This window comes from Streptomyces sp. NBC_01241, from assembly GCF_041435435.1.
Classification (GTDB): Bacteria; Actinomycetota; Actinomycetes; order Streptomycetales; family Streptomycetaceae; genus Streptomyces.
In genome coordinates, this window is sequence record NZ_CP108494.1 from 4591644 (window position 1) to 4618504 (window position 26861).

Genomic DNA, 26861 nt, shown 5'->3' on the forward strand with positions numbered 1-26861 from the left:
TCGGAGGGCGCCCGGTCGGCATCCACGGCTGTCTCGGGGCCCGGAGCTCGGGTCTTGGGTCTTGGGTCTCAGGGGTCGAGCGCCGGGAGTGGCTGGTTCACTCGTTCGTGGGTACGGAGGACGCTCTGCGGCCCGAAGCTTGAGTTTCGGGATTCGGGTGCCGGGAGCCGAACTCCGGGATTCGAGCGCTTTCGGTAACCGGCAGGGAATACAGGGTGGTTGGGAATACCTTCCCGCCCTACCTACCCCGTCACAGCCAGCAAGTGTGACTATTCGTGACCGGCTTGCGGCGCGCTGTCGCGACTGCTTACGTTGCCCCAACGAAACGACCCCGACGCGGTGTTTACGCACCGGGCCGGGGTCTTACCCAAAGATCGAAAAGAGCGATCTCGTGGCTACCGAGAACCTTAGCCCTGCCCTGCACGCGCCCGCATCCTCGCGCCCGTACGCGAAAGCCAAGCCCGGTTACGGGAAACGATGCGCACCGGACCAGCGCCCGCCCCGCAACGACGACTTTGCGTTGCTGCCGGAGCGGGAGCGGTATATCGCCGGGTACGTGGACCGTCTGCCCGACGGCGCGGCCATGGACATCAAGTCGCTGGCCAAGAACCTTCCCCTGTACGGGCAGATGGCCGTCGCCGGTGCGCTGAAGGCCCTGGGAGTGGCCGGTCACCTGCGTCACGTGCGGTGCCTGGCGAGCGGAGACGATCAAGTCCGCTGGGTCACACGTACCTTCTGGTCCCGGACCGCCCATGACAACGAGTGGTGGGACGCCTTCCTCACTGCCGAGGGCAGCGGCTCGGCGCCGGAGGCGGTAGCCCTCGCGCCGGCGTCGACGGCGGTGGTATCCGCGTCGTCGGCCGAGGCGGAGACCCCGTCGCCGTCCCCGTCCCCGTCTCCGTCTGCGTCCGGGGCCCTGGCCCCGTCCACGGCCCCGCCCGAATCAGCCCCCGCCGCCCCCGCCCCCGCCCCCGCCGCCCCCGCCGTACCGCAGCAGCGAACCCCGGAATCGGCGCAGGAGCCGCACTCACCCGCGTACCTCGCTCTGGCCCAACTCGGCCGCAATGAGCCACGATTGACTCTCTCCGCCGCCGACTGTGGCGTGCTCGAAGAGCTGGCCGGTGCGTGGCTCGCACGTGGCGTGAATACCGGCTACCTCACCCACGCCCTCACCTCCGGCCTCCCCGACCGGGTCGACTCGCCCGTCGGATTCGTCAGGCGTCGGCTCCTCGACAAGATTCCGCCCCGCCTGCCCGCCGCCCCGACCCCGGCCGCGCCCGGCACCCCCGTCCGCCGCCTCATGGTGGAATGCACCGAATGCGGCGCACCCGGCCGACCCGAAGCGCTCCCCGACGGCCTCTGCCTGCCCTGCCGCACATCCGCCCCGGACACCGACTCGGACACCGCCCTGGATGCGGCCCTCGGTGAACCGCTCGCCGAGCGCGACATCCGTGCACTCGTCGGCAACCTCCGCGACCTGCTCAGGGTGGACTGACGGTCCCTGATCCGGCGGCGGGATGGCCGGTCCAGAGGTATCCCCTGTGTTTGAACGTGACGGTCGACCCTTGATGTGTCACGTTTTCGCGAGGGGGTGGGGCTGTCAGCTCCGGGGGAGGCCCACCTTGACGGCGCGTACGAGGGCTGCCCAGGCGGTGGGGGTGGTGCGGAGTATCGCCGCGGTCGGGTCGCCGCTCTCGGTCAGACAGACGGCGCCGGGAGTGGGCGCGGCCACGTGTACGCAGGAGTTGCCCTGGGCGCAGTAGGACGACTTCTGCCAGGTGCGTGCGGACATCTCGGGTTCCTTCACAGGTCGCGGGCGATGTTGTGGATGAAGTCCCTGGAGCCGTCACGGTCCAGCGCGGTGGCTTCCATGCGGCCGAGCAGTACGCGGTACTTCTCCAGTTGGGCCTCGGCGTCGAGGAAGACGGGACCGTGGGACTGGTCCAGGTTGACGGTGTCGAGCTGCGGAACCGGTCCGATGAAGTAGTAGATCGACTGGCCCGATCCGGCAATGGTTCCTGCGGAGAACGGGATCACCTGGAGGGTGATGTGCTCATGCTCGCTCAGGCCGAGAAGGTGCTGCAGCTGCTTGCGGGTCACCTTCGGGCCGCCGAACTGCATGCGCAGTGCGGCCTCATGGACAACGGCCTGGTGCGGGGTCGGTGATTCCCGGAACAGCACGGCCTGCCGTTTGATACGGAAGGAGATGCGGTGCTCGATGTCCGGAGGCGACAGCTCCGGCACGTCCTGGCGGAAGACCTCGCGCGCGTATTCCGGCGTTTGGAAGAGGCCGGGGATGTGAACGGTGACGGCGGTCCGCAGCCGACGAGCGTGGTGCTCGATCTCCGCCAGGTCCAGGAGCGGTGCGGGCAGAATCTCCCGGTACTCCTCCCACCACCCGCGCGTGCGGTCGGAGGTCATGTTTCCCAGCGCGGCAACGATGTCCTTGTCGGCGCAGTCGTATTGGCCGGCCAGAGCGCGCAGCCGTGCCAGGCTCACGCCGATGCGACCGGCCTCCATGTTGCTGATCTGATTCTGCTTCACACCCAGGAGTTGACCGGCCTGGGTGGCGGTGAGGCCCGCGCGCTCACGGAGTTTGCGCAGTTCGGCGCCAAACCGGAGTTGACGGCCCGTCGGGCGGGTTCTCACGGGTTTGCTCGCCTCCTTGAGCGGCCGGTCACCCACAAGGGTGTCAGTTCATGGATTCGTCAGGAATCGGTTAACACGTTAGCGATCGGTCGCTACCTTGGGTGTCAGGCCACCGGCCCGGAAGTACCCCGCTCGACGGAGCGGCCTCGTCACCGGGCAACCCGAAGCGCACCTTCCAACCTCCCTCCGTGAACGGAGACTTCCATGGCCAGTTCCACGGTATCGCCGCCCTGGGCGTACACCCTCCAACTTCCGCAGGATCCCCGCGCCCCCGGCGTGGCCCGTGCCACCCTCCGCACCATCCTGCGCGTGCACGGCATGCGCGAACTCACCGAGATCGCCGAGCTGTTGGCGAGCGAACTGGTCACCAACGCCTACCTGCACTCCTCGGGGGAGTACTCCCTGCGCCTTCGTGACGCCGGGCGCAGTCGTATCCGGCTCAGCGTCTGGGACACCAATCCGCACATCCCCGCCCCGTTCCAATGGAGCGCCGAGGCCCCGGCGGAGCTGGCGGAGCGGGGGCGGGGGCTGTACCTCGTGACCCTCTACGCGGAGAGCTGGGGCGCGTACCCCATGCGCGGCGGGCTGCCGGGGCAGGGCGGAAAGCTCCTCTGGGTGGAGTGCGTGGCCAAGGGGGAGGACGAGGGGGAGTGTGGGCCGGGCGACAGATGTACGGGGCGGGCATAGCCTCGTTGTATGGTGCGGAGCGAGGCGAAGGACGTGGCCGGATATCTGGCCGAGGTACCCGAGGAGCGCAGGGACGCCCTGACGAGGCTGCGGGAGCTGTGCCGGGCGGAGCTGGCCGGGTTCGACGAGGTCATGGCGTACGGGATGCCCGCGTACGAGCGGGACGGCACCGCGGAGATCGCGTTCGCCTCGCAGAAGCAGTACATCTCCTTCTACCTGATGCGCAGCGACGTACGTGAGGCCTTCGCGGAGCGGCTGGCCGGGCAGGACATGGGGAAGGGCTGTCTGCGCTTCCGTAAGACGGAGGCCATCGACTACGCCCTGGTGCGGGATCTGCTCCGGGCGACGGCCACGGCGGCGGGGCCGGGCGCGGTCTGCTGAGCGGACTCGGCACTCCTGTGACCGGCGGCCGCGCCACAGGTCCCCCATGCGAACGGTCCGGTACCGGGAGCCGGTCAGGGCGACGAGAACTCCGTCCCACCGGGTGCGCCCGACTCACCGATCCGTTCATGGACCGATCACCTGACCAAGGCGGCATGACGAGCCACCAGCTCTGCCTGGAACAGGGAGCGTACGCCCGCTTGTGAGTGGCTACCTCGGGAGCTGTCGTCACTCTTTCAGCGGCTACTTCTCCCCGTATGGCGATTTCTACCTTGATAGCGGCACATCGCATCGGCCTATGTCCAGGAGGAACCATGCCGACCATGCGTACCGGCTTCACTGCCATCGCAGCAGCCACATTGCTTGTGGGCGCCACTACCGCGGTAGCTGCGCAGAGCGACGCCAGCACGGCTTCGCCGGCATCATCAGCGGTCACAGGAGTCGAGCATCTGCGCGCCCAAGTCGACCTGCCGGCCGGCGCCTGGACCAACACTCCCGTGGAGGTCACCCTCCCCAGGTCCGGCACCTACGAACTCGACGCAGACGTCCGCGGGCGTCTCGCAGGTGTTCCCCCCATCAACACGTACATCACCGCACGGCTGTGGAACGTCACGTCCGGCACCACCGTGCCGACGAGCGAGCGACTCGTCAACCAGATCATCGACAACAACGCGGGTAATACCCAGGCGGGTGGCAACCAGACCGCGCCGATCAGCGAGGTGATCAGAGTGAAGAAGGCGACGACGATCCGGCTGCAGGCCCAGCGGATCGACGCCGTCGGGACGGCAACCGTCGGCCAGGTCTACTCCGACGTCCACGGCTACACCGCCCTCCGCTACAAGCGGGTCGGTTCCTGACGGAGTCGTTCCTTCCAGCGAAGTGCGCGGTCCCTGCTCCGGACAGTCCGGGGCGGGGACCGTGCACTTTCTCGGATCCCGACTGCCAAACCCAACGGACCGAGCTACGCGGAATCCGAGATCATCCCCGCCCCAACGCCCCCTCCGACCTCTGCTCCGCCGGAGCCCCCTGACGTCGCGTCTGTTTCACCAATGGCCCATATCAGGCCAGTCGGTGGCGGTAGGGGACGCGCTGACCACCTGGGACTTTGAGTCTTGCATTGGGTCCTGGGACCCATGCCGCGCCCGGTGTTGGTGTGGTCGCATACAGAGACCGGTTGAACTGTCACTGCGCCCACTCACCAAGCTGGGAGACCCGTCGTGTCTGGCATACGAGAATTAGCGATTCCGGGTGGCGCTGACATGAGTGCCGCCGAGCCCCGTTCGGGCAGGCGGTCGTTGTCGCGTCCTCTGCAGGCGGTGCTGATTCTCGTCCGGCTGCTTTTCGTCGTCACCGTCGGCGGTGTGCTCGACGCGCTCGTCGTGGCCTCGTCCGTCGACGCGGTGGACGGACGGCTGCTGGGCATGTTGCTGTACGCGGCGCTGCCGGGTGTCACCGGGTTCGTGCTGTCGCTGTACGTGCGGACCGGCGGCGTCTGGATCTGGCGCGGGCTCCTTGCCGTACACGCCTGGCTCACCGTCGGCGCCCTGGCGACGCTGGGCGAGGGCACCGGCGGGCAGGGGGTGGCGCAGCTGGTGATGCCGGTCGCTGTTGTCGTGCTGCTGTTCCGGTCCGGCTCCCGTGAATGGTTCCGGCTCAGCCCCGAACAGCGCGTCGAACAGCGGCCGTTCAGCATCGCGCGGATGACCAAGTGGCGTCGGGACGCCGGTCAGACCGCGATGGAGTACCTGGGCATGGTCCTCGTGGTCGTGGCCCTCATCGGCGGGCTCGTGGCGACGGGGATCGGTGGGCAGCTGACCGGGGAGATCCGGAACGCCATCTGCCAACTCACCGGTAGCGCCTGCCCGGCACCCGACGTCGAAGCGGTCGCCGGTAAGGGCGCGGATGCCGGTGGTGGTGCCGGCTCCGAGGGCTCCACTGTGACAGGCGGCACGGGCTCCGGCGGCTCCACCGCATCCGGAGGTTCCGGCGCGTCCGGAGGTTCCGGCGCGTCCGGCGGCTCCAGCTCCGGTTCCGGCGGATCCGGGGGTACGGACTCCTCCGGCGGCGCAGATACGTCCGGCGCGTCCGGCGCGTCCGGCGGTTCCGGCGGTTCGACCGGCGGTGATTCTTCTCCGCAGGTCGACGCGGGTAGACAGAAGCCGGAACCGAACTCCTCCCGCCCCTCGGACGGCAACTTCATCTCCGGCGTCATCGGTGACGGCGGCCTGTGGGGCGACGTCAGCGGTGCCATCGACACCGTCATCCACCCCGTGGGCAGCGTCAAGGGCATCGTCGACCAGTACGCCCAGGCCGCACGCGGTGCCGGTGAGAAGTGGAGCAAGGGCGACCATGCGGGCGCCATCTGGGACATGACCAAGGCGTCCGGCGGAGGCGGTGGCGCGGTCGCCGGACTGCCCGGATCCGGTTCGCGCGTCGAGGCGGCGGTACGGGACAAGGAACGCGAGTACCTCAACGACCGCATCCCGGGCAATGCCACCGCGGCCCAGCGCAAGGACTGGTGGAACGGGCTGACGCAGCAGCAGCGCGATCAGTACCTCGACCTCTCCCCGGACCGGATCGGCAGTCTGGACGGCATCCCGGTGGCGGACAGGGACGCGGCCAACCGGAAGAATCTCCCGGACCTGATCTCGAAGCTGGAGGGGAAGACCGACTCCAAGTCGAAGGACCAGCTGGCGGGGTTGCGGGAGATCGACCGGCAGTTGAAGGAGGGGAGCCAGCCGCCGATATACCTGATCGGCATCAGCGACGAGGGCAACGGCCGGGCCATCGTCTCCTACGGGAACCCCGACACCTCGAAGAACGTGTCGGCGTACGTGCCGGGGCTCAACACCTCCCTGGACGAGGAGTTCGCGAAGAACGACCTCAAGCGGGCCCGTGACACGGCGATCGGCGCCCAGGGGTACGACTCGTCCACCGCGTCGATCGTCTGGCTCGGATACGACGCACCGCAGACACCGGACGGGCTGCACAGCCTGGCCGTCGCGGGCACCGCCCGGGCGGAGAAGGGCGGCGTGGCCTACAGCGAGTTCATGGGCGGTATCGCGGCCACCAACCAGAACGCGGACCCGCACATCACGGCCATCGGGCACTCCTACGGTTCACGTACCGTGGGCGCGGCGACGCAGCGCGACGGCGGTATTCCGGGGGTGGACGACATCATCCTGGTCGGCAGTCCGGGGGTGGGGGTGGACCGTGCCGTGGACCTCGGCGTCGGCAGCGGACACGTCTTCGTCGGTGCCGCGGCCAACGACCCGGTGACCAAGCTCCCGTCCAAGACACAGGCCGCCGCGGGCGTGATAGGGATGATTCTGGGCGGCCCGGCCGGCGCGTACATCGCCGGAGACCTGGCCGATCCGGGCGACGACGACCTCTGGTTCGGCAAGGACCCGGCGAGCAAGGCCTTCGGAGCCAAGCGGTTCCCGGTGGCCCCCGGCCAGCCCCTGATCAGCACGAGCGGGGTGAGCTTCGACGCGCACTCCAACTACTTCGATCCGGTACGAGACGCTATGTCGGCGGACAGCATCGCTCTGATCGTGTCGGGACACTCCGACAGGCTCAAGATGGAGGAACAGCGATGAAGCGAAGGTTCCAGATCGTTGCGGTGGCCCTGGCTTTCGGCTTCGCACTGTCCGGCTGCGGCAACGACAGCGGACAATCGAACGGCAGCGGAAGCGCCGGGAGCGCCAAGAGCAGCACGAGCGGCAAGGAGCGCGGTATGAACATGCAGGAGGCCGCCGAACGGTCCGACGCGATGCTCGACGCCGTACTGAAGGAGATCAACCCCGAGGTCCAGTGGGCGCACGGTCCGACCACGACGGGCAGCTGCGATGTGACGCGCAGGCGCACAGTGATGACCATCGTGTCGGCGGAGCGACGGCAGAACTTCCTGGATCAGGTCGAGAAGTTCTGGCGCGGGAACGACTACCGCATCAAGGCGAAGAACAATGACAAGGAGTTCCCGGCGGTCTACGCGCAGACGAAGGCCGGCTTCGGTATCAGCGTGAGCTTCCGGGGCAAGGGCCAGGCGTTCTTCGAAGCGGACAGCCCCTGCGTGAAGGAGTCCAAGGTCGCCGACCCCGCCTCCAAGCCGAACGGCCCGGCGTACGAGGGGGTCTACCCCCTCCCGCGTCCCAACGTGCACTCCGACTACTGGTCCGCCGGGGCATCGTGAGGGGCAGTCAGCGCACGGGACTCGTCGGCCGGCGCACAGAACTGGCCTGTTCGCGACCCCGGTGATTCGTACACACCCGCGAAACCACCCATGAACCCGCCTCCGATGGGGGAAGGTTGAGGGGTGCGTAAATTCTGGATGATCGGTGGCATCGGCGTCGGCATGGCCATGTGCTTCGTGGCTCTGCTCGTCGTCGGTACGTACTCCGCCGCTGCCGGACTCGTCAGTTCCGGCAGGAGCGGGGCCGTCGGGCTGGCGAAGGGGGCCGTGCCCGCGAAGTACCAGCCCCTGGTCGAGGAGTGGGGCAACCTCTGCCCCGCCATCAACCCGGCCCTCCTGGCCGCCCAGCTGTACCAGGAGAGCGGGTGGAACCCCCGCGCCGAGAGTCCCGCCGCGGCTCAGGGCATCGCGCAGTTCATCCCGAGCACCTGGGCCGGACACGGAATCGACGGGGACAAGGACGGGGTCCGGGACGTATGGAACCCGGCCGACGCGATTCCGTCCGCCGCCTCGTACGACTGCGAACTGGCGGGGTACGTGAAGAAGGTGCCGGGGGATCAGACGGACAACATGCTGGCCGCGTACAACGCCGGTGCGTACCGGGTGATCCGGGCGGGCGGGGTGCCGAACATCGCGGAGACGCAGAACTACGTCACCATCATCCGGTCCCTGGAGAAGAGTTTCGCCCGGCCCGTCGGACGGGTGCAGCCCTCGGAGCAGGCGGCGGGGGCGATCTACTTCGCGCAGAAGAAGCTTGGTACGAAGTACCTGTGGGGCGGCAACGGCACGGCCGAGCAGGGCGGACGGTTCGACTGTTCGGGGCTGACCCAGGCCGCGTACCGCACCGTGGACATCGAACTGCCCCGGGTGGCGAACGACCAGTACAACGCCGGGCCGCACCCCTCGCGCGAGGAACTGCTTCCTGGCGACCTGGTGTTCTTTTCGGACGATCTGAACAACTCGCGGGCCATCCATCACGTGGGGCTGTACGTTGGCGGCGGGTACATGATCAACGCGCCGTACACCGGCGCCGTGATCCGGTTCGACAAGATCGACACGCCCGACTACTTCGGTGCGACACGGGTGACCAAGGACGGGGCCGCGGCCCTTCCGACCGCCCGTCCGGCGGCATGACGCAGGGGCGGCGGTGGCCGGAACTCTCCGTGAAGCCTGGGCCCTGAGCAGCGACGATGAGTCACTCTTCGATAACGTCATGGTGATCTTTCGGTGGAGAGTGGAACGCACGCACGGAGCACGTCGTTCCCTGGTGGGCGGGATCGACCGGGACAGCGGTGCTCTGACCACGCGGCGCCGACCGGGGAAGCTTTCACGGGCGGAGCGCCCGCGCAGTACGGATCCACGCAGTACGGATCCACGCAGTACGGATCCACGCAGTACGGATCCACGCAGTACGGATCCACGCAGTGATCGAATCGATACGGGGGTTCGTCAAGGCGGTGCACATGGGCGTGCCCCGCGGCAGCAGACAAGGCAAGGGGCCGCAGCAGATGGCTGGACTCGTACTGGATGGGTCGAACCCCGATGTCAGCCTGCTCTACGACATCAACGGGCTCGCGAAGTCCGCTCCCAGCTGGTTCGACCGGGTCATGGAGTTCGTCGGCGAGTACGGGATCATGCTCGGGATGGTCCTGGTGGTCCTGTGGTGCTGGTGGAGCGTGCGCCGGCGCGGCACGGCCGACGATTCGGTGACGGCCGTCTCCGGGATCGTCTGGGCACCGCTCGCCGCCGGGATCGCGCTGCTCATCAACATCCCGATCCGTGACTTCGTGCAGCGACCGCGCCCGTTCAGGGACCACCAGGGGCTGGACGTCCTGGTGGCGGGGAAGAACGACTTCTCCTTCGTGAGCGACCACGCCACGATGGCGATGGCCCTGGCCGTCGGGCTCTTCGTGGCCAACCGGAAGTTCGGCGTCGCGGCGATCGCCCTCGCCCTGCTGGAAGGGTTCTGCAGGATCTACATGGGCGTCCATTACCCGACCGACGTCATCGGCGGGTTCGCGCTCGGCACCGCGGCCGTCCTGCTGCTCGCCCCGCTGGCGATGATGCTGCTGACCCCGTTGACGGCGGCCGTCTCCCGTTCGGACCGGCTCGGGTGGCTCGTACGGTCGCGTCGGCCGGCGCCGTCGGTGGCGTCCGGCGGACGGACCGGCGCCGTCGGGATTCCGGAACCGCGGCCGGGCACGGGCGGCGGGGACGGCGAGAAGGACCTGGCCGCGTAGGAATCGTCCGGGAGACGCGTGCGGGCAGGGGAGAGGAAGTCCCCCGCGGCGCGGTGATGTCAGAGTGCTTGCGGGAAGGCGAAGAGGCGCCCGGGGTCGTACTGCTTCTTCAGGCGGGTGAGCCGGTCGGCCGCCGAGCCGTAATAGGCCCGGCGCCAGTCGGTCAGCGTCGGGTCCGTGTAGTTCTGGTACGCCGCTCCGGACGCGTACCGGCGCATCGCCGCATGAGTGTCCTTCAGCCAGTCCTGTTGCGCGCTGCCCGCCGTGCCGGCGCGCCAGGCACCGATGTACTGGGCGAGCACGCGTGAGCGGCGGTGGACGAAGGCCGTCGCGTCCGGAGAGACGCGGTTGATCGCCCCGCCGAGTGCGGTGAGCGTGACGGAACCACCGCCTCCGCTCTGGGTCACGGGAATCCGGGTGAACGCCTCGGCCCGCTCGAGCAGGGCCTGCACGCCCGCCGGCGACAGGGAGCGGTCGTAGAAGTCGGAAGCGGCGGCGTACGTCTCGCGCTGGAGCGTGCCCTGCGGGGTGCGGCCGGGCGTCGTACCCGGCAGGTGGCACTGGGCCTCGGTGATGCCCGAGCAGCCCGCGTACACGAGCATCGACTCCTGGTAGCTGCGGCGGCGCAGCGATACGGAGGAGGCCGAAGCGCCGATCCGGTCGGCGAGGCGGTCGACGGCGTTCTGCAGGTCGCCGTACGTACCGAGGCCGAACGCGGCCACCGAGACGGTCGGGTTGACGCCGCCCGGGCCTGCGTCGAGATGCGCGGAGGACCAGATCTCGTCGGGCTGGGACGGTCCCCACTCCTGCCAGGCCGTGACGACGGAGCGGGCGCGCGACCAGGGCCAGGACATGTACGCGGCGACGGTCTGCGGGACCGGGCGGGTACGGAACCTCAGCTCGGTGACCACGCCGAAGTTGCCGTTGCCCGCGCCGCGCAGCGCCCAGAACAGGTCCGGGTGGTGCTTGGCGTCCACCGTGAGGGTCTTGCCGTCGGCCGTGACGACGGTGGCCGCGGTGAGGCTGTCGCAGGTCAGGCCGTACGCGCGGGACGCGACGCCATGACCGCCGCCGAGGGTGAGGCCGGAGATGCCGACCGTGGGGCAGGAGCCGCCGGGGATCGTCAGGCCGTGCCGGGCGAGGCCCTGGTAGACGTCGATGAGCTTGGCGCCCGCGCCGATCGTGCCGCTCGCCTCGACGCGGGACAGTGACGAGACGTCGACGACGAGGCGTCCGTCGCCGCTGGACCAGCCCGCGTAGGAATGGCCGCCGCTGCGGATGGACACGGGGGTGGCGGTGCGGCGGGCGAAGGCCAGGCACTCGCGGATGTCCGCCTCGTGCCTGACGTAGGCGACGGCGGCGGGCTTCTGGCTGTCGAAACGGGTGTTGTAGAGCTGACGGGCGGTCGGATAGGCCGCGTCCTGGGGGCGAACGAGGGCGCCGTCGAGGCTTCTGGCCAGGGCGGACCAGTCCGCGGGGCCGGACGGCGCGGACTTCGACGGGACCGGTGAGGCCGTTGAGGTGGCAGTGGCATCCGCGGTGCCTGTGGTGCCCGTTGCGCCTGTGGCGCCCGACGGGTTGCTGCCGGAGTCGGAACCCGAGCCGGGTGCGCCGCTGCAAGCGGTCGCGGTGGCGCCGGTGAGGGCTGCCGCGGCCCCCGCGAGGAGCAGGGTGCGCCGGTCGGGCAGGGGCAGCGGGTTCATGGGACCTCCGGGTCGGGCGCTCATGGGCCGGTCGGTGGGGGGATACCGGGAGAAGGCGGATCAGAGGGGAGGAGAGGACGGATCGGAAGGGGGAGAGGGACGGGCGTTGGGGAGCGGGGTCAGGGTGCGGCGCGGTGTTCCGCGGCGTCCGTGCGGGCCCGGTCCCGGGAGCGGCGGGCCGGCCCGGACCAGCCGCAACGGCAGCGGGCGGTGCAGAACGAGCCGCGTTCCACGGTCGCGGGATCATGCCCGGCGGACGCGGTGGTGGGGGGAGTCTGCGGGGCCTCTTCGGGGCGTTGGACGTACACCCGTCCACGGTACTGGGCACGGCCACCCGGCGGTGTGGCGTACGGGAGCGGCGTGACGGGGGACACGGGCTGTCGTTATGCGGAACAGATGGGGGGCTCGGGCAAGCGGTACGTCGTTGGGGGTTGGCAGGCGATGGTGGTGCAGCAGCACAGGTCCGGAGGCGGGGCGCGCGCTGTCTGCGCCCTTGCCGTGGTGGGCGTGATGGCGGCGACCGCCGGATGCGGTGGCGGCGGTGGCGGCGGCGACCGTGCCATGGCCGACGAGCGGGGCGGGGCCGGCTCGCTCGACGCGGTGCACCGTGCTGCCGCGGTGCTCGCGGGAACGGCGACGGTGACCGGTACCGGTACCGGTACCGGAACAGCGACGGTGGCCGGGGCCGCCCACGGTGCCGAGGCCGGTGCCGGAGGCCGGGTCGTGGCCGGAAGCGCCGAGGTGCGTACGTCGATGGAGACCGCGGCGGGCGGGACGCGGGTGACGATCAGGGGCCGGGGGACGTACGACTTCCGGCACCGGACGGGCCGGCTCACGGTCGTGCTGCCCAAGGACGCCGCGGGCGAGGACGAGCACCGCCCCATCATCGAGCTGCTGGCCCCCGGCGCGCTCTACATGATGAACCGCGGTGCCGGAGTGCCGGAGGACAAGTGGGTCAGGGTCGACACGACGACCCTTGAGGACGGCAACCTGGTCACCGGCGGTGTGACCGATCCGATGGCCGCCGCCGAACTGCTGCTGGGGGCGCGGCAGGTGACGTACGTGGAGAGGACCGAGCTCGCCGGGGTGACCGTGCGGCACTACCGGGGTGTTTCGGACATCGGGCGGGCGGCGCGTGAGGTCTCGCCGGAATCACGCGGGGCACTGGCCGCCGCGGCGAAGGGCTTCCGTACGCACACGGTGCCGTTCGACGCGTACATCGACGAACAGGGGCGGCTGCGCAAGGTGCGCCACCGCTTCAGCTTCGCCAACGAGGGGCCGGCGGTGGAGGTGGTGTCGACGACGCTGCTGTACGGATTCGGAGTGCCGGTCTCCGTACGGCTGCCGGACGACAGCGACATCTACACCGGGAAGATCCGGCAGAGATAGGCAGAAATAGGCAGAAACAGCAGGACGGGGAGTGGGGGGTGGGGGCGGGGGCGGTGCGGCGTAGGTAGGGCGGCGGGTGGGAAATGGTCCGTCCGTGCCATGCGCGGCGTGTGGTCCGCTCCCTACGCTAGGAAGCCCGTGACGGCGGCGAGAGGTGAGTGACGCGGTGATGCTCGGCACGCGGACCGTATCCGACCATGTGGCCCTCGCCGAGATCGAGCTCTGCGGTGAGCTGATGATCGCCGCTTCGGCCGCGCACGGGGAACGGCTCAGCGCGGACCGTATCGACGAGGTGCTGAACGTCCGGGTGATCGCGGAACGGGCCACCGTCCCCCGGCAGGCCGACCACCGGGGGTGAGGACGGGGCTGGGTACGGGGCCCCGCATCAGGTGCGGAGCAGCCGGGCGATGGCCTTCGTGGCTTCCTCGACCTTCGCATCGATCTCCGCGCCGCCCTTGACCGACGCGTCGGCGACGCAGTGCCGCAGATGCTCCTCCAGCAGCTGGAGGGCGAAGGACTGGAGCGCCTTCGTGGACGCCGAGACCTGCGTGAGTATGTCGATGCAGTAGACGTCCTCGTCGACCATGCGCTGGAGGCCGCGGATCTGGCCCTCGATCCGGCGCAGCCGCTTGAGGTGCTCGGCCTTCTGGTGGTGATAGCCGTGTATACCCCGGTCGTGGTCGGTGACGACCGGTTCCGCGACCGATTCCGTCGCCGCGCCGGCGGCGGTGGTCCCGGCAGCCTCGGTAGTGGTCATTTCTGCCTCCCGCTTTCCCTTTACCCTGCCGTTTGCATACCCCTGGTGGGTATATCCTAACGAATTCTGCCGAAACGTGACCGGGGGCCCGTGCTGATCACTGTGCCCGATGCGCGACACTGAAGAACGCCGGTTAGCCGTGGCCGGATGATGCACCTAGCATCAGCCTGACCGAATCCAAAGCACCCCGAGGACCCCACGTGCGCTTTCGTCTGACCCCCAGGGAGACGAGCTTCTACGACATGTTCTCCGCATCCGCGGACAACATCGTCACGGGCTCGAAACTCCTGATGGAACTGCTCGGGGCGGATTCTGCCTCCCGAGTCGAGATCGCGGAGCGCATGCGGGCAGCGGAGCACGCGGGGGACGATGCCACCCACGCGATCTTCCACCAGCTGAACTCCTCTTTCATTACGCCCTTCGACCGCGAGGACATTTACAACCTCGCTTCTTCGCTCGACGACATCATGGACTTCATGGAGGAGGCCGTCGACCTGGTCGTGCTGTATCAGGTCGAGGAACTTCCCAAGGGCGTCGCCCAGCAGGTCGAGGTGCTGGCCCGCGCGGCCGAGCTGACCGCCGAGGCGATGCCGGGTCTGCGCACGATGGACAACCTCACCGAGTACTGGATCGAGGTCAACCGTCTGGAGAACCAGGCCGACCAGATCCACCGCAAACTGCTCGCCCACCTCTTCAACGGCAAGTACGACGCCATAGAGGTGCTGAAGCTCAAGCAGATCGTGGACGTACTGGAAGAGGCGGCAGACGCTTTCGAGCACGTCGCCAACACGGTGGAGACCATCGCGGTCAAGGAGTCCTGAACCACGTGGACACCTTTGCGCTGATCGTGACCATCGGTGTCGCGCTCGGCTTCACCTATACGAACGGCTTCCACGACTCGGCGAATGCCATCGCCACGTCCGTCTCCACCCGTGCGCTCACCCCGCGTGCGGCACTCGCGATGGCCGCGGTGATGAACCTGGCCGGCGCGTTCCTCGGCAGCGGTGTCGCCAAGACCGTGAGCGAGGGACTGATCGCGACCCCCGAGGGCCACAAGGGGATGGGAATCCTCTTCGCCGCGCTGGTCGGCGCGATCATCTGGAACCTTGTCACCTGGTATTTCGGGCTGCCCTCCTCTTCCTCGCACGCGCTGTTCGGCGGCATGGTCGGTGCGGCGCTCGCCGGCGGAACGCTGGTGCACTGGGACGGGGTGCTCGACAAGGTCGTCATCCCGATGTTCCTCTCGCCGGTCATCGGCCTCGTCGTCGGCTACCTCGTGATGGTCGCGATCATGTGGTTGTTCCGGAAAGCCAATCCACACAAGGCCAAGCGCGGCTTCCGGATCGCCCAGACGGTCTCGGCCGCGGGCATGGCGCTCGGTCACGGTCTGCAGGACGCGCAGAAGACGATGGGTGTCGTCGTGATGGCCCTGGTCATCGCCGATGTCGAGAGCCCGAGCGACCCGATTCCGGTCTGGGTGAAGCTCGTCTGCGCGCTGATGCTCTCGCTGGGTACGTACGCGGGCGGCTGGCGCATCATGCGGACGCTCGGCCGGAAGATCATCGAGCTGGACCCGCCGCAGGGGTTCGCCGCGGAGACGACGGGTGCGTCGATCATGTTCGGCTCGGCGTTCATGTTCCACGCGCCGATCTCCACGACGCACGTGATCACCTCGGCGATCATGGGTGTGGGCGCCACGAAGCGGGTGAACGCCGTGCGCTGGGGGGTTGCCAAGAACATCATCCTGGGGTGGTTCATCACGATGCCGGCCGCGGGCCTGGTCGCCGCCGCGAGCTACGGGGTCGTGGTGCTGCTCTTCGGGTGACGAAGCGGGGTTGCCGGGGTCGTCCGGCAGCGACGCGGCGGTATGGAGACGGGTCCGCCCCGCTTCCCTGTGAAGGGGAGCGGGGCGGACCCTTTGCCTTACGGGTGGCACCGCCATGCAGCACCCAAAGGCGTTCATGGGGGTTTATCCGAAGCGGCCCGAGATGTAGTCCTCGGTGGCCTGGACGGACGGGTTGGAGAAGATGCGCTCCGTCTCGTCGATCTCCACGAGCTTGCCGGGCTTGCCGACCGCCGCGAGGTTGAAGAACGCCGTGCGGTCCGAGACGCGGGCCGCCTGCTGCATGTTGTGCGTCACGATGACGATCGTGAAGCGCTCCTTCAGCTCGCCGATCAGGTCCTCGATGGCGAGGGTGGAGATCGGGTCCAGGGCGGAGCACGGTTCGTCCATCAGCAGCACGTCGGGCTCGACGGCGATCGCGCGGGCGATGCACAGGCGCTGCTGCTGGCCGCCGGAGAGTCCGGAGCCGGGCTTGTTCAGCCGGTCCTTGACCTCGTTCCAGAGGTTGGCGCCGCGCAGGGACTTCTCGACGATGTCCGACAGCTGGTTCTTCTTGTACGAGCCGTTCAGCTTGAGGCCCGCCGCGACGTTGTCGAAGATCGACATGGTCGGGAACGGGTTCGGGCGCTGGAAGACCATGCCGACCGTGCGGCGCACGGTGACCGGGTCGACGTTCGGCCCGTACAGGTTCTCGTCGTCCAGCAGCACCTTGCCCTCGACGCGGCCGCCGGGGGTGACCTCGTGCATGCGGTTCAGGGTGCGCAGGAAGGTGGACTTGCCGCAGCCGGACGGGCCGATGAAGGCGGTCACGGAGCGGGGCTCCACGGTCATCGAGATGTCCTCGATGGCGAGGTGGGAGCCGTAGTAGGCGGACAGGCCGCTGACGTCGATGCGCTTGGCCATCTGAATCACTGCTTCTTTCGTGCCGCGGTCAGCGGCCGGTCTTCGGGGCCTTCCAGCGGGCGATGCCGCGGGCCACCAGGTTGAGGATCATGACGAAGGCGATCAGGACCAGAGCCGCGGCCCAGGCGCGGTCGTACGACTGATCGGTGCCGACCTTGTACTGCTCCCAGATGTAGAAGGGGAGCGAGGACTGTGCGCCCTGGAAGGGGTTGGCGTTGATCAACTGGCTGCCGAAGACCAGCAGCATGATCGGCGCCGTCTCACCGGCGATGCGGGCGATCGCGAGCATCACCCCGGTGGTGATGCCGCCGATCGCGGTCGGGAGGACCACCTTCAGGATGGTGCGCCACTTCGGGATGCCGAGCGCGAGCGATGCCTCGCGGAGCTCGTTCGGGACGAGCTTGAGCATCTCCTCGGTGGAGCGGACCACGACCGGGATCATCAGGATCGTGAGCGCCAGCGCGCCCATCAGACCGGACGGGGCGGTCTTCGTCATCAGCATGATCGAGAGGATGAAGAGACCGGCGACGATGGACGGGATGCCCGTCATGACGTCGACGAAGAAGGTCACGGTCTTCGCCAGGGCACCCTTGCCGTACTCCACCAGGTAGATGGCGGTCAGCATGCCGATGGGGGCGGAGATCAGGGTGGCGATGCCGACCTGCTCCAGCGTGCCGATCAGTGCGTGATAGACACCGCCGGTCGGCTCGGAGCCGAGCACGCCGGCCATCGAGTGGGTCAGGAAGTACCCGTCCAGGCGCGCCGCGCCCCGGCTGATCGTCGTCCACAGGAGCGAAGCGAGCGGCACGACGGCCAGCAGGAAGCACACCCAGACGATGCTGGTGGCGAGCCGGTCCTTGGCCTGGCGCTGGTTCTCGACGACCGTCGTCGTGACGTACGAGATGACGACGAAGAGCAGGGCGGAGAACAGCCCCCACTGGGTGTGGCTGCGCCAGCCCGCCGCCGCGCCGATGCCCACGCCCAGCGCGAGCGCGACGGCCGCGAAGCCGAACGGGGCCCAGCGGGGAAGGGCGCGGCTGCTGAGGCTCGTCCCGCGAGCGGGCGCCGTCGGGGTGGGGCGTTCCTGGGTGCCGGTGTTGGCTGCCTGGCTCATGCGTTGGCCCCCGAGTACTCCTTGCGGCGGGCGATGATGAGCCGGGCCGCGCCGTTGACCAGCAGGGTGAGGACGAAGAGGACGAGGCCGGAGGCGATCAGGGCGTCCCGCCCGAACTGATCGGCCTCGTCGAACTTCGCGGCGATGTTCTGGGCGAACGTTCCGCCGCCCGGATTGAGCAGATGTCCGGAGATGATGAAGCTCGGCGACAGGACCGTGGCGACGGCCATCGTCTCGCCGAGCGCCCGGCCCAGGCCCAGCATCGACGCGGAGATCACGCCGGAGCGGCCGAAGGGGAGCACCGAGAGGCGGATGACCTCCCAGCGGGTGGCGCCGAGGGCGAGGGCGGCCTCCTCGTTCGTCTTCGGGACCTGGAGGAAGACTTCGCGGCTGACACTGGTCACGATCGGCAGGATCATGATCGCGAGCAGGATGCCGACGGTGAAGAGCGAGCGGGCGACGCCGACCTCGGTCTTCTCGAAGAGGTACGTCCAGCCGAAGAACTGGTCGAGCCAGAGGTTCAGGCCCTCCAGGTACGGGACGAGGAAGAGGGCGCCCCAGATGCCGTACACGATGCTCGGCACTGCGGCGAGCAGATCGACGACGTAGGCGAGGGGCGCGGCCAGCTTGCGCGGCGCGTAGTGCGAGATGAACAGCGCGATGCCGACAGCGACCGGGACGGCGATGGCCATCGCGATGATCGAGCTGACGACCGTGCCGAAGAGGAGGACCGCGATGCCGAAGGCCGGCGGATCACCGGCCGGGTTCCAGTCGAAGGTGGTGAAGAAGTTGCCCTGGTCCTTGGAGACGGCGAGCGCGGCGCGGTAGGTGAGGAACACGGCGATGGACGCCATGATCACGAGCAGCAGAATGCCCGAGCCCCTGGAGAGGCCCAGGAAGACCTTGTCGCCCGCGCGCCCGGTCCTGGGCCTGTCGCGGTTTCGCACGGCCGGTGGCGGCGGTGGCGTGTCTATCGGTGTGGTGGAAGCCATGGTCTTTCCGGTCTGTGTGGGGGAGCGGCGTGGCTCCCCTGGCGGCGGTGCACCGGATGGGTGGTCGCGGGCCGGCCCGGAGGGGTGCGCCGGACCGGCCTGCTGGGTGACGCGGATGTTGCTGGTGTTACTGGTGTTGCTCGCGGTGGTGCCTGTGCTGCCTGTGCTGCCTGTGGTGCTTACGTGCTTCGGGCTGCGTGTCCCCCGATCACGCGGCCCGGTCCGGCGTGCTGGTTACGAGAGGGAGGCGATGGTCTCGCGGACCTTGCTGTTGATCTCGGTCGGGATCGGCGCGTAACCGGCCTCGGTGAGGAGCTTCTGGCCCTCGTCACTGGCGGTGTAGTTCAGGAAGGACTTGACCGTGGGCAGGGTCTCGGCCTTGTTGCCTGTGTCGCAGACGACCTCGTACGTCACCAGGACGATCGGGTACGCGCCCTCGGCCTTGGTGGTGTAGTCGAGGTCGAGCGCCAGGTCCTTGCCGGTGCCCTTGATCTTGGCGGCGGCGATGGCCTTGGAGGCGTTCTCCGGGGTGGCCTTGACCGGGGCGGAGCCACCGGTGTTGATGTCGACGGTGGGGATCGACTGCGAGGTGGCGTAGCTGAGCTCGAAGTAGCCGATCGCGCCGTCGACCTGCTTCACCTGGGCGGCGACACCGGAGGAGTTGGACGCGGCCTGGCCACCGGGGGCCGGCCACTTCTTCTCGGCCTCGTACTTCCAGTCCTTCGGGGCGGCGGCGCCCAGGTACTTGCCGAGGTTCTGGGTGGTGCCGGAGTCCTCGGAGCGGTGGAAGGGCTGGATGGCCTTGTCCGGAAGCTTGACCCCGCTGTTGAGCTTGGCGATCGCCGGGTCGTTCCACTTCTTGATCTTCGTGTCGAAGATCTTGGCGAGGGTGGGGGCGTCCAGCGTGAGGCTGTCGACGCCTTCCAGGTGGTAGCCGATGGCGATCGGTCCGCCGACCATCGGGAGGTCGATGCCCTGGCCGGTCTTGCAGATCTTCTTCGAGTCGGCGACCTCTTCGGGCTTCAGCGCCGAGTCGGAACCGGCGAAGCCGACCGTGCCCTGGTTGAAGGCGATGATGCCCTCACCGGAGGAGGACGACTTGTAGTTGATCTCGACGCCCGAGCAGCCGGCCATGTAGTTCTTGGCCCAGAGGTCCATGGCGTTCTTCTGCGCGCTGGAGCCGGAGGCGAGCAGCTGGCCCTTGGCGTCGTCACACTTGATGTCCGACGCGGCGCTCGTCTTGCCGCCGTCGCCACCAGTGGTCCCGCCGCTGTTGTTGTCCGAACCGCACGCCGTGAGGACCAGGGCGCTGGAGACGGCGAGGGCACCGAGCGCGGTGGCACGAAGCCGGTTCTTGCGCTGAAGCTTCACTTTCGGGTGTTCCTTCCAGGAGCCGCCGAGGTGTCTTCGTTCTACGACGGCGTGCGTTGTGGTGGGTGCTCCGGCATTGGCGCCGTGCACCGTGCACTGCCGAAGTTAGGCAGAACAGGTGAAGCGGTTTGCGGGGGCGGGTGAACGGAAGGTGAACCGTGCTGGGCGGCCCGGTTCTGCCGCGCGGGTTCGGGGTGCGGTTCTTGGTCCTCAATCACCGGACGGGCTCGATGGTGTGCCCGGCAGACGGGCGAGCAGGGCGTCCAGCACGTCCCGGTCGTGGGGCCGGGTGAGGAGGGTCCGGGCCGCCGCCGGGGAGAGCCAGCTCACCCGGTCGACCTCCGCGTTCGGTACGAAGGCGCCGCCGGTCGCCTCGGCCGCCCAGTAGGCGACCTCCTTGGGGCGCCCGTTCACGGTGTACCGGATCGTGGGGAGCGCGGCGCCGGGCGCGCAGTGGTGGCCGGTCTCCTCCAGCACCTCGCGCCGGGCGCAGTCCAGCGCGGACTCGCCGCGCTTCAGCTTGCCCTTCGGATGCGACCAGTCGTCGTAGCGAGGCCTGTGGACCAGGCAGACCTCCAGCTCGCCGGAGTACGCGGCCCGGCGCCACAGCACACACCCCGCGGCGAGCACGGGACCCGGGGCGGGCTCGCCGCTCATGGCGCGATCACCGCCCGGTTCGCGTACGGCCCGCTCATGGCGCGATCACCGCCCGGTTCGCGTACGGCCCGCTCATGGCGCGATCACCGGCGCGTTCGCGTACGGCCAGCTCTCCCGGAACCCGTTGCGCGCCGCCTCCACCGCGTGCCGCTGATCGGCGTGGAGCACCCCCAGGGCGTACGCGGTCGCGGGCGCGATCCGGGGCGTGCGGGCCGCCGATGCCGCCGCCGCGGCCGCCTCCGACGCGTCCCGGTGCAGATCGAGGGCGTGCCCCGGCGCGGCCAGGACCGGATCGGGGGCGCCCCGCACCACCTCGTGGGCGTACCGGTGCAGGCGCAGCAGCAGCCGGGTCCGGTGCCAGGGCGCGTCCTGCGCCTCGTTGTACGGCTCGGCCGCATGGTCCGACGGGAGCGCGGCCACCGCGCCGAGCAGCTGTTGTTCGGCCCGGTCGGCGGGGCCGTGCAGCATCTCCTCGGCCGGGGCCGTGGCCGCTGCGGCGAGCGGGACCTCGGAGGCGAGCAGCGCGACCGCGTCGGCCACCGCGTGGAAGCGGGAGGAGCCGAGCGCCTGGAGCGCCGCCGAGTGGGCGCGGGTCCGGGCGAGGGTCAGCTGCCGCTCGAGCAGCGCGCCGGCCCGGGCCGCGCCGACGCCGAGGACGGCGCGCTCCTTGTCACCGGCGGAGCCGGTGCCGGACCCCGATGCCGTGCGGGCGGTGGGCAGCGAGGTGCCGGACAGGTGGTGCAGCGCTTCGAGGAGCCGGTTCAGCCGGGTCGCGTAGGCGTGTTCCCGGGCCAGGGTGCCCGAGAGCCAGGCCAGTTCGGTGCGGAGCTGCTCGGCCCAGGCCGTGTCCAGGGCCGCCCGGAAGGTGTGCAGCGTGCCGCCGATCCGGCGGGACGAGCGGCGCAGCGCACCGGCGGCCTCCTCGGCGGTGTGGCTCCCGGCATCCGTGGGGGCGCTGTTCTCGCGGTGCAGGCGCAGGCTGCGCAGGAATTCGGCGGCCTGTTCCTGAAGGTAGGGCGCGAGCACCGCCCCTGCCGTAAGGTCCGCCTGCGTCGTCTGGTGGTCATGGCGTCGCACGCCGGCGCCTCCGGGCGTCAATGAGCATTTCCTGTACGTTCCGCAGCGGTTGGCCGTCCGCGTCCGTGGCGTGCCGGGTCCAGTTCCCGTCGGGGCCCAGGTGCCAGGAGGAGGTGGTGTCGGCCATGCCGGTCTCCAGGAGACGGCTGAGCGCGGCGCGATGGGCGGGGTCGGTGACCCGGACCAGTGCTTCGATCCGGCGGTCGAGGTTGCGGTGCATCATGTCGGCGCTACCGAACCACACTTCGGGCTCGCCGCCGTTGCCGAACACGAAGACCCGCGAGTGTTCGAGGAAGCGGCCCAGTATCGAGCGGACCCGGACGTTCTCGGAGAGGCCCGCGACGCCGGGGCGGATCGCGCAGATGCCGCGTACCCAGACGTCCACCGGCACGCCCGCCATCGCGGCCCGGTAGCAGGCGTCGATGATCGCCTCGTCGACCATCGAGTTGACCTTGATGCGGACGTAGGCGGCCCGCCCGGCCCGCTGGTGCGTGACCTCCTTGTCGATCCGGGCGATCAGCCCGTCGCGCAGGGACTTCGGGGCGACCAGGAGGCGGCGGTAGGTCTCGCGGCGGGAGTAGCCGGAGAGCCGGTTGAAGAGGTCGGAGAGGTCCGCGCCGACCTGCGGGTCGGCCGTCAGCAGGCCGAGGTCCTCGTACAGCCGGGCCGTCTTGGGGTGGTAGTTGCCGGTGCCGACGTGCGAGTAGCGGCGCAGCGTGTCGCCTTCCTGGCGGACGACGAGCGAGAGCTTGCAGTGGGTCTTGAGGCCGACGAGGCCGTAGACCACATGGCAGCCGGACTCCTCCAGCTTGCGCGCCCACTTGATGTTGGCCTGTTCGTCGAAGCGCGCCTTGATCTCGACGAGTACGAGGACCTGCTTGCCGGATTCGGCGGCGTCGACCAGCGCTTCCACTATCGGGGATTCGCCCGAAGTCCGGTACAGGGTCTGCTTGATGGCGAGGACGTCGGGGTCGGCGGCGGCCTGCTCCAGGAACGCCTGTACGGAGGTGGAGAACGAGTCGTACGGGTGGTGCAGGAGTACGTCGCGTTCGCGCAGCGCGGCGAAGATGTCGGGCGCGGCGGCGGATTCGACCTCGGCGAGATCGCGGTGGGTGCCCGCGATGAACTTGGGGTACTTCAGCTCGGGCCGGTCCAGGGACGCTATGCCGAAGAGCCCGGTGAGGTCGAGCGGTCCGGGCAGCGGGTAGACCTCGGCGTCGGACACCTTGAGTTCGCGTACCAGCAGGTCCAGCACGTACGGGTCGATCGACTCCTCGACCTCCAGGCGGACCGGCGGGCCGAAGCGGCGCCGCATGAGTTCCTTCTCCAGGGCCTGCAGGAGGTTCTCGGCGTCGTCCTCCTCGACCTCCAGGTCCTCGTTCCTGGTGACCCGGAACGTGTGGTGGGCGAGGACCTCCATGCCCGGGAAGAGCTCTTCGAGGTGGGCGGCGATGACGTCCTCTATGGGCACGTACCGCTGCGGCGACGCCTCCAGGAAGCGGGTCAGCAGCGGCGGCACCTTGACCCGGGCGAAGTGGCGGTGGCCGCTGACCGGGTTGCGTACGACGACGGCGAGGTTGAGCGAGAGGCCCGAGATGTACGGGAAGGGGTGCGCCGGGTCGACGGCGAGGGGGGTCAGCACGGGGAAGACGCGCTGCCGGAAGAAGGTGAACAGGCGGGCCTGCTCCTTCTCGGTCAGTTCGGGCCAGCGGATCAGCTGGATGCCCTCGTCGGACAGGGCGGGGGCGATGTCCTGCTGGTAGCAGGCGGCGTGCCGGGCCATGAGCTCGCGCGAGCGGGTCCAGATCAGGTCGAGGACTTCGCGGGGCTGGAGCCCGGAGGCGGAGCGGGTGGCGACCCCGGTGGCGATACGGCGCTTCAGCCCGGCCACCCGGACCATGAAGAACTCGTCCAGATTGGAGGCGAAGATGGCGAGGAAATTAGCCCGTTCGAGGAGGGGGGTCGCCGGATCCTCGGCCAGTTCGAGCACTCGTTCGTTGAATGCGAGCCAACTGCGTTCCCGGTCCAGGAAGCGGTCGCGGGGCAGCTCGTCGCCTTCGGCGTCGGGTTCGTACGCGTCGACGTCGGCGTCGATGTCGGGATCGAGGTCGGCCCTGGTCGACAGCGCCGCGCCGTTGGCCGCCGCCGCCGCGGCGACGGCGCGCGGCCGCTGGGCGGCGAGCGAGCCCACGGACGGCTGCACGGGGGATTGGGCCGGGACCTCGGAGCTGGGCTGCTGGCTCATGAACCCATTCTTCCGCGTCCGGGGCTCCGAGGGCGCGCCGGAGGGCACGGAGATCGCGGGAAACGCGCGGTCCGTGGGGTTGCCACGGCCTCCACGGCCCGTGTCGTCTCCACCGGGATCTCTCCCGTTGCGGGGGGTCGGCACGACTGGCTGCATCCTGAGAGGGTCGCAAGCCCTTCTGAATGGCCGGTAACGGCGACATGACGTGCAGGAAGCGGTGTGCGGGTGCGCGGACCGGTCCTGCGGGCGGTGTCCGGGTCCCCGGCAGAGGCCCGGACACCACCGGGAGGGTTCAGCCGTGCCGGCGGCCCAGCACCCGGAAGGCGACGGTGACGGCGAGCGCGGCGAGGACGAGCAGGATGCCGGTCTCGACGAGCTGGAGCGGCCAGAAGTGCGAGGCCGGGTGGTAATCGATGTAGTTACGGGTGATGTCGTGGTCGGCCAGACACTTGTCGAGGTCGGCGGGCGCGTCCAGGCAGACGTCGGAGGGGGAGGACAACCGGGTGCCCCCGCTGGTCAGCCAGCCCTGTCCGACTACAGCGGCCGAGTCGGGGAACCGGAAGTCGCCTCCTACCGGGTAGGTGATTGTCCGGACCGGCCACAGGTGGATGCGGACGTTGTTCAGGGCGACGACCAGTACGCCGTACCCGACCACGGTCGCGATCATCGCGGCGACGGTGCGCCGCAGCAGCAGCCCGGCAAGCGAGCCGAAGGCGAGCATGAGGAGGGCGTAGCCCACGGGGACCGTGCCCATCGCGCCGTAGACCTGCCGCTCGTACCAGTCGCCTGTCGGGTAGTGCGTCCCGGCTGTTCGCGACCTGGCCCAGGCGGAGACGGCGGACAGCACGGAGACCCCGGCGAGTGTCAGCACGCCGGGTACGGCGAGCTTGGCGGCGAGCCAGCGCGCGGGCGACACCGACTGGGACCAGGACAGCTTGTACGTACCGCTCTCCAGCTCCCTGCCGATCAGTGGACCCGCGACGAACATGCCGACGAAGGGCGGCAGGAGCATCATCACCAGGTCCGCGTAATCGACGGCGCGGCCGAAACGGAGTTCGGCGTCGAGGAAGTGCCGGACGGTGTCACCGCACCCCCGGACCGTGTTCTCCACCGAGCAGCCGCTGTTCGCGAACGTGTCGGAGGCGGATGCCATCCACAGGTAGGCGGCGACCACGGCGGCGATCCCCGCGAGCGTGAGGACGCCGACGGTCCACAGCGTCCAACGGTGCTGACGAATGACGACCCGTTCCGGGCCGCGCAAGGCGATCGTGCTCATACGGCCGCCACCTCCAGGCCGGCCTCGGCGCTCGGCGTCAGCAGGGCGGGCGCCTGCGGTGCGCGCAGATGTGCCAGCAGCAGCTCCTCCAGCGAAGGTTCCGCGGCCTCCCAGACCGCGGTGTCCACCGGGCCCTCCCGCCGTACCAGCGCGGTCTGCAGACGTCCCGCCGTGCGGGACTCGACGACGGTGTGCGGCGCGGTGTCCCGTACGGGACCGGTGAGCAGGGCGTGCGCGGCGAGCAGGGCGTCCGTCTCGCCGCCCAGGCGGACCCGGCCGCCGTCGACGAGCAGGAGGTAGTCGCAGGCACCCTCCAGCTCGGTGAGGATGTGCGAGGACATCACGATCGTCGTGGAGTGCTCGGCGGCCTCCGCCATCAGCGCGCCCATCAGCTGGTGGCGGGCGAGCGGGTCGAGATCGGCCATCGGCTCGTCCAGCAGGAGCAGTTCGGGCCGCTTGCCGAGGGCGAGGGCCAGCGCGAGCCGGGTGCGCTGGCCGCCCGAGAGGGTGCGGACCGAGGCGTCGCGCGGGAGCTCCCCGGCGATGCGTTCGGCCGTGTCCTGGTCCCAGGTGCCCGGGTTCAGCTCGGCGCCCGCCCAGAGGGTCCCGGCGACCGTCAACTGCGGGTACAGCGGCTTGTCCTGGGCCACGAAGGCCATCCGGGCCCGCGCCCCGCCGGGCGCTGTGCCCAGCACCCGTACCATCCCCTCCGCCGGCCGCAGGAAGCCCGCCGCGAGGGCGAGCAGGGTGGACTTGCCGGCACCGTTGGGGCCGACGAGAGCGCACACGCGCCCGGCGGGCAGCCGGAACGAACAGTCGCGCAGCGCCCAGCTCCCGCCCCTGCTCCGGTACTTCATGCCGAGGCCGACGGCCTCGATCGCAGCGCCTGTCATCCGGCGTGATCCCCCTCGAAGGTCTTGTCCAGTACGGCGGTGAAGAGCGCGCTCACGTCGTCCTTCTCCAGCCCGGCCGTGCGGGCCCGGCGGGTCCAGTCGGCGAGCTCGGCGCGCAGCGGCGCGTCGTCGACGGCCGCCGCGCCGCCGAGGGTCCGCGTGACGAAGGTGCCGAGCCCGCGCCGGGCCTCGACGAGGCCCTCGCGCTCCAGCTCGCGGTAGGCCTTGAGCACGGTGTTCGGGTTGATGGCGGTGGCCTCGACGACCTCGCGTGCGGTGGGCAGCCGGTCGCCGGGCTCCAGCAGGCCCAGGCGGAGGGCCTGTTTGGTCTGCTGGACGATCTGGAGGTACGTGGCGACGCCGCTGCGCCGGTCGATGCGGTACTCGACCGCTGCGGACTCTGCCATGCTCATCCCCCTTTCACTAATTAAGTAGTGAAAGGGTGCCGCAAAGCAGGGGCGGCGTCAAGAGACACCGCCCCTGGTGGGAGTC

27 protein-coding genes are annotated in these 26861 nt (G+C 69.6%); 12 read left to right on the forward strand and 15 right to left on the reverse strand.

What is annotated here, in order from left to right; all coding sequences use genetic code 11:
• Positions 1–391: 391 nt before the first annotated feature.
• Positions 392–1495 carry a MarR family transcriptional regulator gene (locus tag OG306_RS20480; RefSeq protein WP_327349515.1) on the forward strand — a complete coding sequence of 368 codons (1104 nt, stop codon included), beginning with the start codon at positions 392–394 and terminating at the stop codon, positions 1493–1495.
• Positions 1496–1600: 105 nt separating this feature from the next.
• On the opposite strand, the gene OG306_RS20485 is transcribed toward OG306_RS20480, so the two are convergent.
• Positions 1601–1792, reverse strand: coding sequence for a DUF397 domain-containing protein (locus OG306_RS20485; RefSeq protein ID WP_266747530.1), 192 nt, complete (start codon positions 1790–1792; stop codon positions 1601–1603).
• An 11-nt stretch (positions 1793–1803) separates the two neighbouring features.
• Positions 1804–2649: a helix-turn-helix domain-containing protein gene (locus OG306_RS20490; RefSeq protein WP_266747531.1), complete on the reverse strand. Its 846-nt coding sequence runs from the start codon at positions 2647–2649 to the stop codon at positions 1804–1806.
• Between the two features lie 204 nt (positions 2650–2853).
• On the opposite strand from OG306_RS20490, the gene OG306_RS20495 reads away from it, so the two are divergent.
• From OG306_RS20495 to OG306_RS20525, 7 genes are all read left to right on the forward strand, one after another.
• Positions 2854–3336, forward strand: coding sequence for an ATP-binding protein (locus tag OG306_RS20495; protein ID WP_327258967.1), 483 nt, complete (start codon positions 2854–2856; stop codon positions 3334–3336).
• A 9-nt stretch (positions 3337–3345) separates the two neighbouring features.
• A complete protein-coding gene (locus tag OG306_RS20500; RefSeq protein ID WP_266747533.1) occupies positions 3346–3717 on the forward strand; it encodes an iron chaperone in 372 nt (123 codons plus the stop codon).
• Positions 3718–4031: 314 nt separating this feature from the next.
• Positions 4032–4574, forward strand: coding sequence for a hypothetical protein (locus OG306_RS20505; protein WP_266747534.1), 543 nt, complete (start codon positions 4032–4034; stop codon positions 4572–4574).
• 459 nt (positions 4575–5033) lie between these two features.
• Positions 5034–7316 (forward strand): alpha/beta hydrolase, encoded by a 2283-nt coding sequence (locus OG306_RS20510; RefSeq protein ID WP_371665540.1) that lies wholly within the window; start codon positions 5034–5036, stop codon positions 7314–7316.
• The gene (locus OG306_RS20515; RefSeq protein WP_266747536.1) at positions 7313–7909 is read left to right on the forward strand and encodes a hypothetical protein; all 597 of its coding nucleotides are present in this window, start codon (positions 7313–7315) and stop codon (positions 7907–7909) included. Before OG306_RS20510 ends, OG306_RS20515 begins: the two co-directional genes overlap by 4 nt.
• Positions 7910–8047: 138 nt before the next feature.
• Positions 8048–9043, forward strand: a complete 996-nt coding sequence (locus OG306_RS20520) for an NlpC/P60 family protein (protein ID WP_266752332.1) — start codon at positions 8048–8050, stop codon at positions 9041–9043.
• 374 nt (positions 9044–9417) lie between these two features.
• Complete coding sequence (locus tag OG306_RS20525) at positions 9418–10149, forward strand: phosphatase PAP2 family protein (RefSeq protein WP_266752333.1); 732 nt, start codon at positions 9418–9420, stop codon at positions 10147–10149.
• A gap of 59 nt (positions 10150–10208) precedes the next feature.
• Here the strand turns inward: OG306_RS20525 and OG306_RS20530 are convergent, their stop codons facing one another.
• Together OG306_RS20530 and OG306_RS20535 are read right to left on the reverse strand one after the other, a co-directional pair.
• Positions 10209–11852 carry an FAD-binding oxidoreductase gene (locus OG306_RS20530; protein WP_266747537.1) on the reverse strand — a complete coding sequence of 548 codons (1644 nt, stop codon included), beginning with the start codon at positions 11850–11852 and terminating at the stop codon, positions 10209–10211.
• Between the two features lie 119 nt (positions 11853–11971).
• Positions 11972–12160, reverse strand: a complete 189-nt coding sequence (locus tag OG306_RS20535) for a hypothetical protein (protein WP_266747538.1) — start codon at positions 12158–12160, stop codon at positions 11972–11974.
• Between the two features lie 133 nt (positions 12161–12293).
• On the opposite strand from OG306_RS20535, the gene OG306_RS20540 reads away from it, so the two are divergent.
• Both OG306_RS20540 and OG306_RS20545 read left to right on the forward strand, forming a co-directional pair.
• The gene (locus OG306_RS20540) at positions 12294–13241 is read left to right on the forward strand and encodes a hypothetical protein (RefSeq protein ID WP_266747539.1); all 948 of its coding nucleotides are present in this window, start codon (positions 12294–12296) and stop codon (positions 13239–13241) included.
• 169 nt (positions 13242–13410) lie between these two features.
• Complete coding sequence (locus OG306_RS20545; protein ID WP_266752334.1) at positions 13411–13599, forward strand: hypothetical protein; 189 nt, start codon at positions 13411–13413, stop codon at positions 13597–13599.
• Between the two features lie 27 nt (positions 13600–13626).
• On the opposite strand, the gene OG306_RS20550 is transcribed toward OG306_RS20545, so the two are convergent.
• Positions 13627–13998, reverse strand: coding sequence for a metal-sensitive transcriptional regulator (locus OG306_RS20550; RefSeq protein WP_266747540.1), 372 nt, complete (start codon positions 13996–13998; stop codon positions 13627–13629).
• A gap of 200 nt (positions 13999–14198) precedes the next feature.
• Here OG306_RS20550 and OG306_RS20555 point away from each other — a divergent pair, with 200 nt between their 5' ends.
• Together OG306_RS20555 and OG306_RS20560 are read left to right on the forward strand one after the other, a co-directional pair.
• Entirely contained in the window at positions 14199–14819 is a 621-nt protein-coding gene (locus OG306_RS20555; protein ID WP_266416320.1) for a DUF47 domain-containing protein, read from the forward strand.
• A gap of 5 nt (positions 14820–14824) precedes the next feature.
• Complete coding sequence (locus tag OG306_RS20560; RefSeq protein WP_266747541.1) at positions 14825–15823, forward strand: inorganic phosphate transporter; 999 nt, start codon at positions 14825–14827, stop codon at positions 15821–15823.
• Between the two features lie 144 nt (positions 15824–15967).
• On the opposite strand, the gene pstB is transcribed toward OG306_RS20560, so the two are convergent.
• The 10 genes from pstB to OG306_RS20610 form a co-directional block, all read right to left on the reverse strand.
• Positions 15968–16744 carry a phosphate ABC transporter ATP-binding protein PstB gene (pstB, locus tag OG306_RS20565; protein ID WP_266747542.1) on the reverse strand — a complete coding sequence of 259 codons (777 nt, stop codon included), beginning with the start codon at positions 16742–16744 and terminating at the stop codon, positions 15968–15970.
• Between the two features lie 28 nt (positions 16745–16772).
• A complete protein-coding gene (gene pstA, locus OG306_RS20570; protein WP_266747543.1) occupies positions 16773–17858 on the reverse strand; it encodes a phosphate ABC transporter permease PstA in 1086 nt (361 codons plus the stop codon).
• Positions 17855–18850 (reverse strand): phosphate ABC transporter permease subunit PstC, encoded by a 996-nt coding sequence (pstC, locus tag OG306_RS20575; RefSeq protein ID WP_266747544.1) that lies wholly within the window; start codon positions 18848–18850, stop codon positions 17855–17857. Before pstC ends, pstA begins: the two co-directional genes overlap by 4 nt.
• 234 nt (positions 18851–19084) lie before the next feature.
• Positions 19085–20221, reverse strand: coding sequence for a phosphate ABC transporter substrate-binding protein PstS (gene pstS / locus OG306_RS20580; RefSeq protein WP_266747545.1), 1137 nt, complete (start codon positions 20219–20221; stop codon positions 19085–19087).
• A 210-nt stretch (positions 20222–20431) separates the two neighbouring features.
• On the reverse strand, positions 20432–20878 hold the full coding sequence (locus tag OG306_RS20585) for an NUDIX hydrolase (protein WP_266747546.1): 447 nt from the start codon (positions 20876–20878) through the stop codon (positions 20432–20434).
• Positions 20879–20950: 72 nt separating this feature from the next.
• Complete coding sequence (locus OG306_RS20590; RefSeq protein ID WP_266747547.1) at positions 20951–21955, reverse strand: CHAD domain-containing protein; 1005 nt, start codon at positions 21953–21955, stop codon at positions 20951–20953.
• Positions 21942–24200 carry an RNA degradosome polyphosphate kinase gene (locus OG306_RS20595; protein ID WP_266747548.1) on the reverse strand — a complete coding sequence of 753 codons (2259 nt, stop codon included), beginning with the start codon at positions 24198–24200 and terminating at the stop codon, positions 21942–21944. The genes OG306_RS20590 and OG306_RS20595 overlap by 14 nt, the downstream gene beginning before the upstream one ends.
• A gap of 292 nt (positions 24201–24492) precedes the next feature.
• Positions 24493–25476 carry an ABC transporter permease subunit gene (locus tag OG306_RS20600; RefSeq protein WP_266747549.1) on the reverse strand — a complete coding sequence of 328 codons (984 nt, stop codon included), beginning with the start codon at positions 25474–25476 and terminating at the stop codon, positions 24493–24495.
• Entirely contained in the window at positions 25473–26369 is an 897-nt protein-coding gene (locus tag OG306_RS20605) for an ABC transporter ATP-binding protein (protein WP_266747550.1), read from the reverse strand. The genes OG306_RS20600 and OG306_RS20605 overlap by 4 nt, the downstream gene beginning before the upstream one ends.
• Entirely contained in the window at positions 26366–26776 is a 411-nt protein-coding gene (locus OG306_RS20610; protein ID WP_266747551.1) for a GntR family transcriptional regulator, read from the reverse strand. Before OG306_RS20610 ends, OG306_RS20605 begins: the two co-directional genes overlap by 4 nt.
• Positions 26777–26861 lie beyond the last annotated feature (85 nt).

What these genes read in the sequence shown, in the direction of transcription:
- OG306_RS20485 (WP_266747530.1), bottom strand. Translation starts at nt 1,792, where the DNA reads ATGTCCGCACGCACCTGGCAGAAGTCGTCCTACTGCGCCCAGGGCAAC.
- OG306_RS20495 (WP_327258967.1), top strand. Translation starts at nt 2,854, where the DNA reads ATGGCCAGTTCCACGGTATCGCCGCCCTGGGCGTACACCCTCCAACTT.
- OG306_RS20500 (WP_266747533.1), top strand. Translation starts at nt 3,346, where the DNA reads ATGGTGCGGAGCGAGGCGAAGGACGTGGCCGGATATCTGGCCGAGGTA.
- OG306_RS20505 (WP_266747534.1), top strand. Translation starts at nt 4,032, where the DNA reads ATGCCGACCATGCGTACCGGCTTCACTGCCATCGCAGCAGCCACATTG.
- OG306_RS20515 (WP_266747536.1), top strand. Translation starts at nt 7,313, where the DNA reads ATGAAGCGAAGGTTCCAGATCGTTGCGGTGGCCCTGGCTTTCGGCTTC.
- OG306_RS20520 (WP_266752332.1), top strand. Translation starts at nt 8,048, where the DNA reads ATGATCGGTGGCATCGGCGTCGGCATGGCCATGTGCTTCGTGGCTCTG.
- OG306_RS20525 (WP_266752333.1), top strand. Translation starts at nt 9,418, where the DNA reads ATGGCTGGACTCGTACTGGATGGGTCGAACCCCGATGTCAGCCTGCTC.
- OG306_RS20530 (WP_266747537.1), bottom strand. Translation starts at nt 11,852, where the DNA reads ATGAACCCGCTGCCCCTGCCCGACCGGCGCACCCTGCTCCTCGCGGGG.
- OG306_RS20540 (WP_266747539.1), top strand. Translation starts at nt 12,294, where the DNA reads ATGGTGGTGCAGCAGCACAGGTCCGGAGGCGGGGCGCGCGCTGTCTGC.
- OG306_RS20545 (WP_266752334.1), top strand. Translation starts at nt 13,411, where the DNA reads ATGCTCGGCACGCGGACCGTATCCGACCATGTGGCCCTCGCCGAGATC.
- OG306_RS20550 (WP_266747540.1), bottom strand. Translation starts at nt 13,998, where the DNA reads ATGACCACTACCGAGGCTGCCGGGACCACCGCCGCCGGCGCGGCGACG.
- pstB (WP_266747542.1), bottom strand. Translation starts at nt 16,744, where the DNA reads ATGGCCAAGCGCATCGACGTCAGCGGCCTGTCCGCCTACTACGGCTCC.
- pstA (WP_266747543.1), bottom strand. Translation starts at nt 17,858, where the DNA reads ATGAGCCAGGCAGCCAACACCGGCACCCAGGAACGCCCCACCCCGACG.
- pstC (WP_266747544.1), bottom strand. Translation starts at nt 18,850, where the DNA reads ATGGCTTCCACCACACCGATAGACACGCCACCGCCGCCACCGGCCGTG.
- OG306_RS20585 (WP_266747546.1), bottom strand. Translation starts at nt 20,878, where the DNA reads ATGAGCGGCGAGCCCGCCCCGGGTCCCGTGCTCGCCGCGGGGTGTGTG.
- OG306_RS20595 (WP_266747548.1), bottom strand. Translation starts at nt 24,200, where the DNA reads ATGAGCCAGCAGCCCAGCTCCGAGGTCCCGGCCCAATCCCCCGTGCAG.
- OG306_RS20600 (WP_266747549.1), bottom strand. Translation starts at nt 25,476, where the DNA reads ATGAGCACGATCGCCTTGCGCGGCCCGGAACGGGTCGTCATTCGTCAG.
- OG306_RS20605 (WP_266747550.1), bottom strand. Translation starts at nt 26,369, where the DNA reads ATGACAGGCGCTGCGATCGAGGCCGTCGGCCTCGGCATGAAGTACCGG.
- OG306_RS20610 (WP_266747551.1), bottom strand. Translation starts at nt 26,776, where the DNA reads ATGGCAGAGTCCGCAGCGGTCGAGTACCGCATCGACCGGCGCAGCGGC.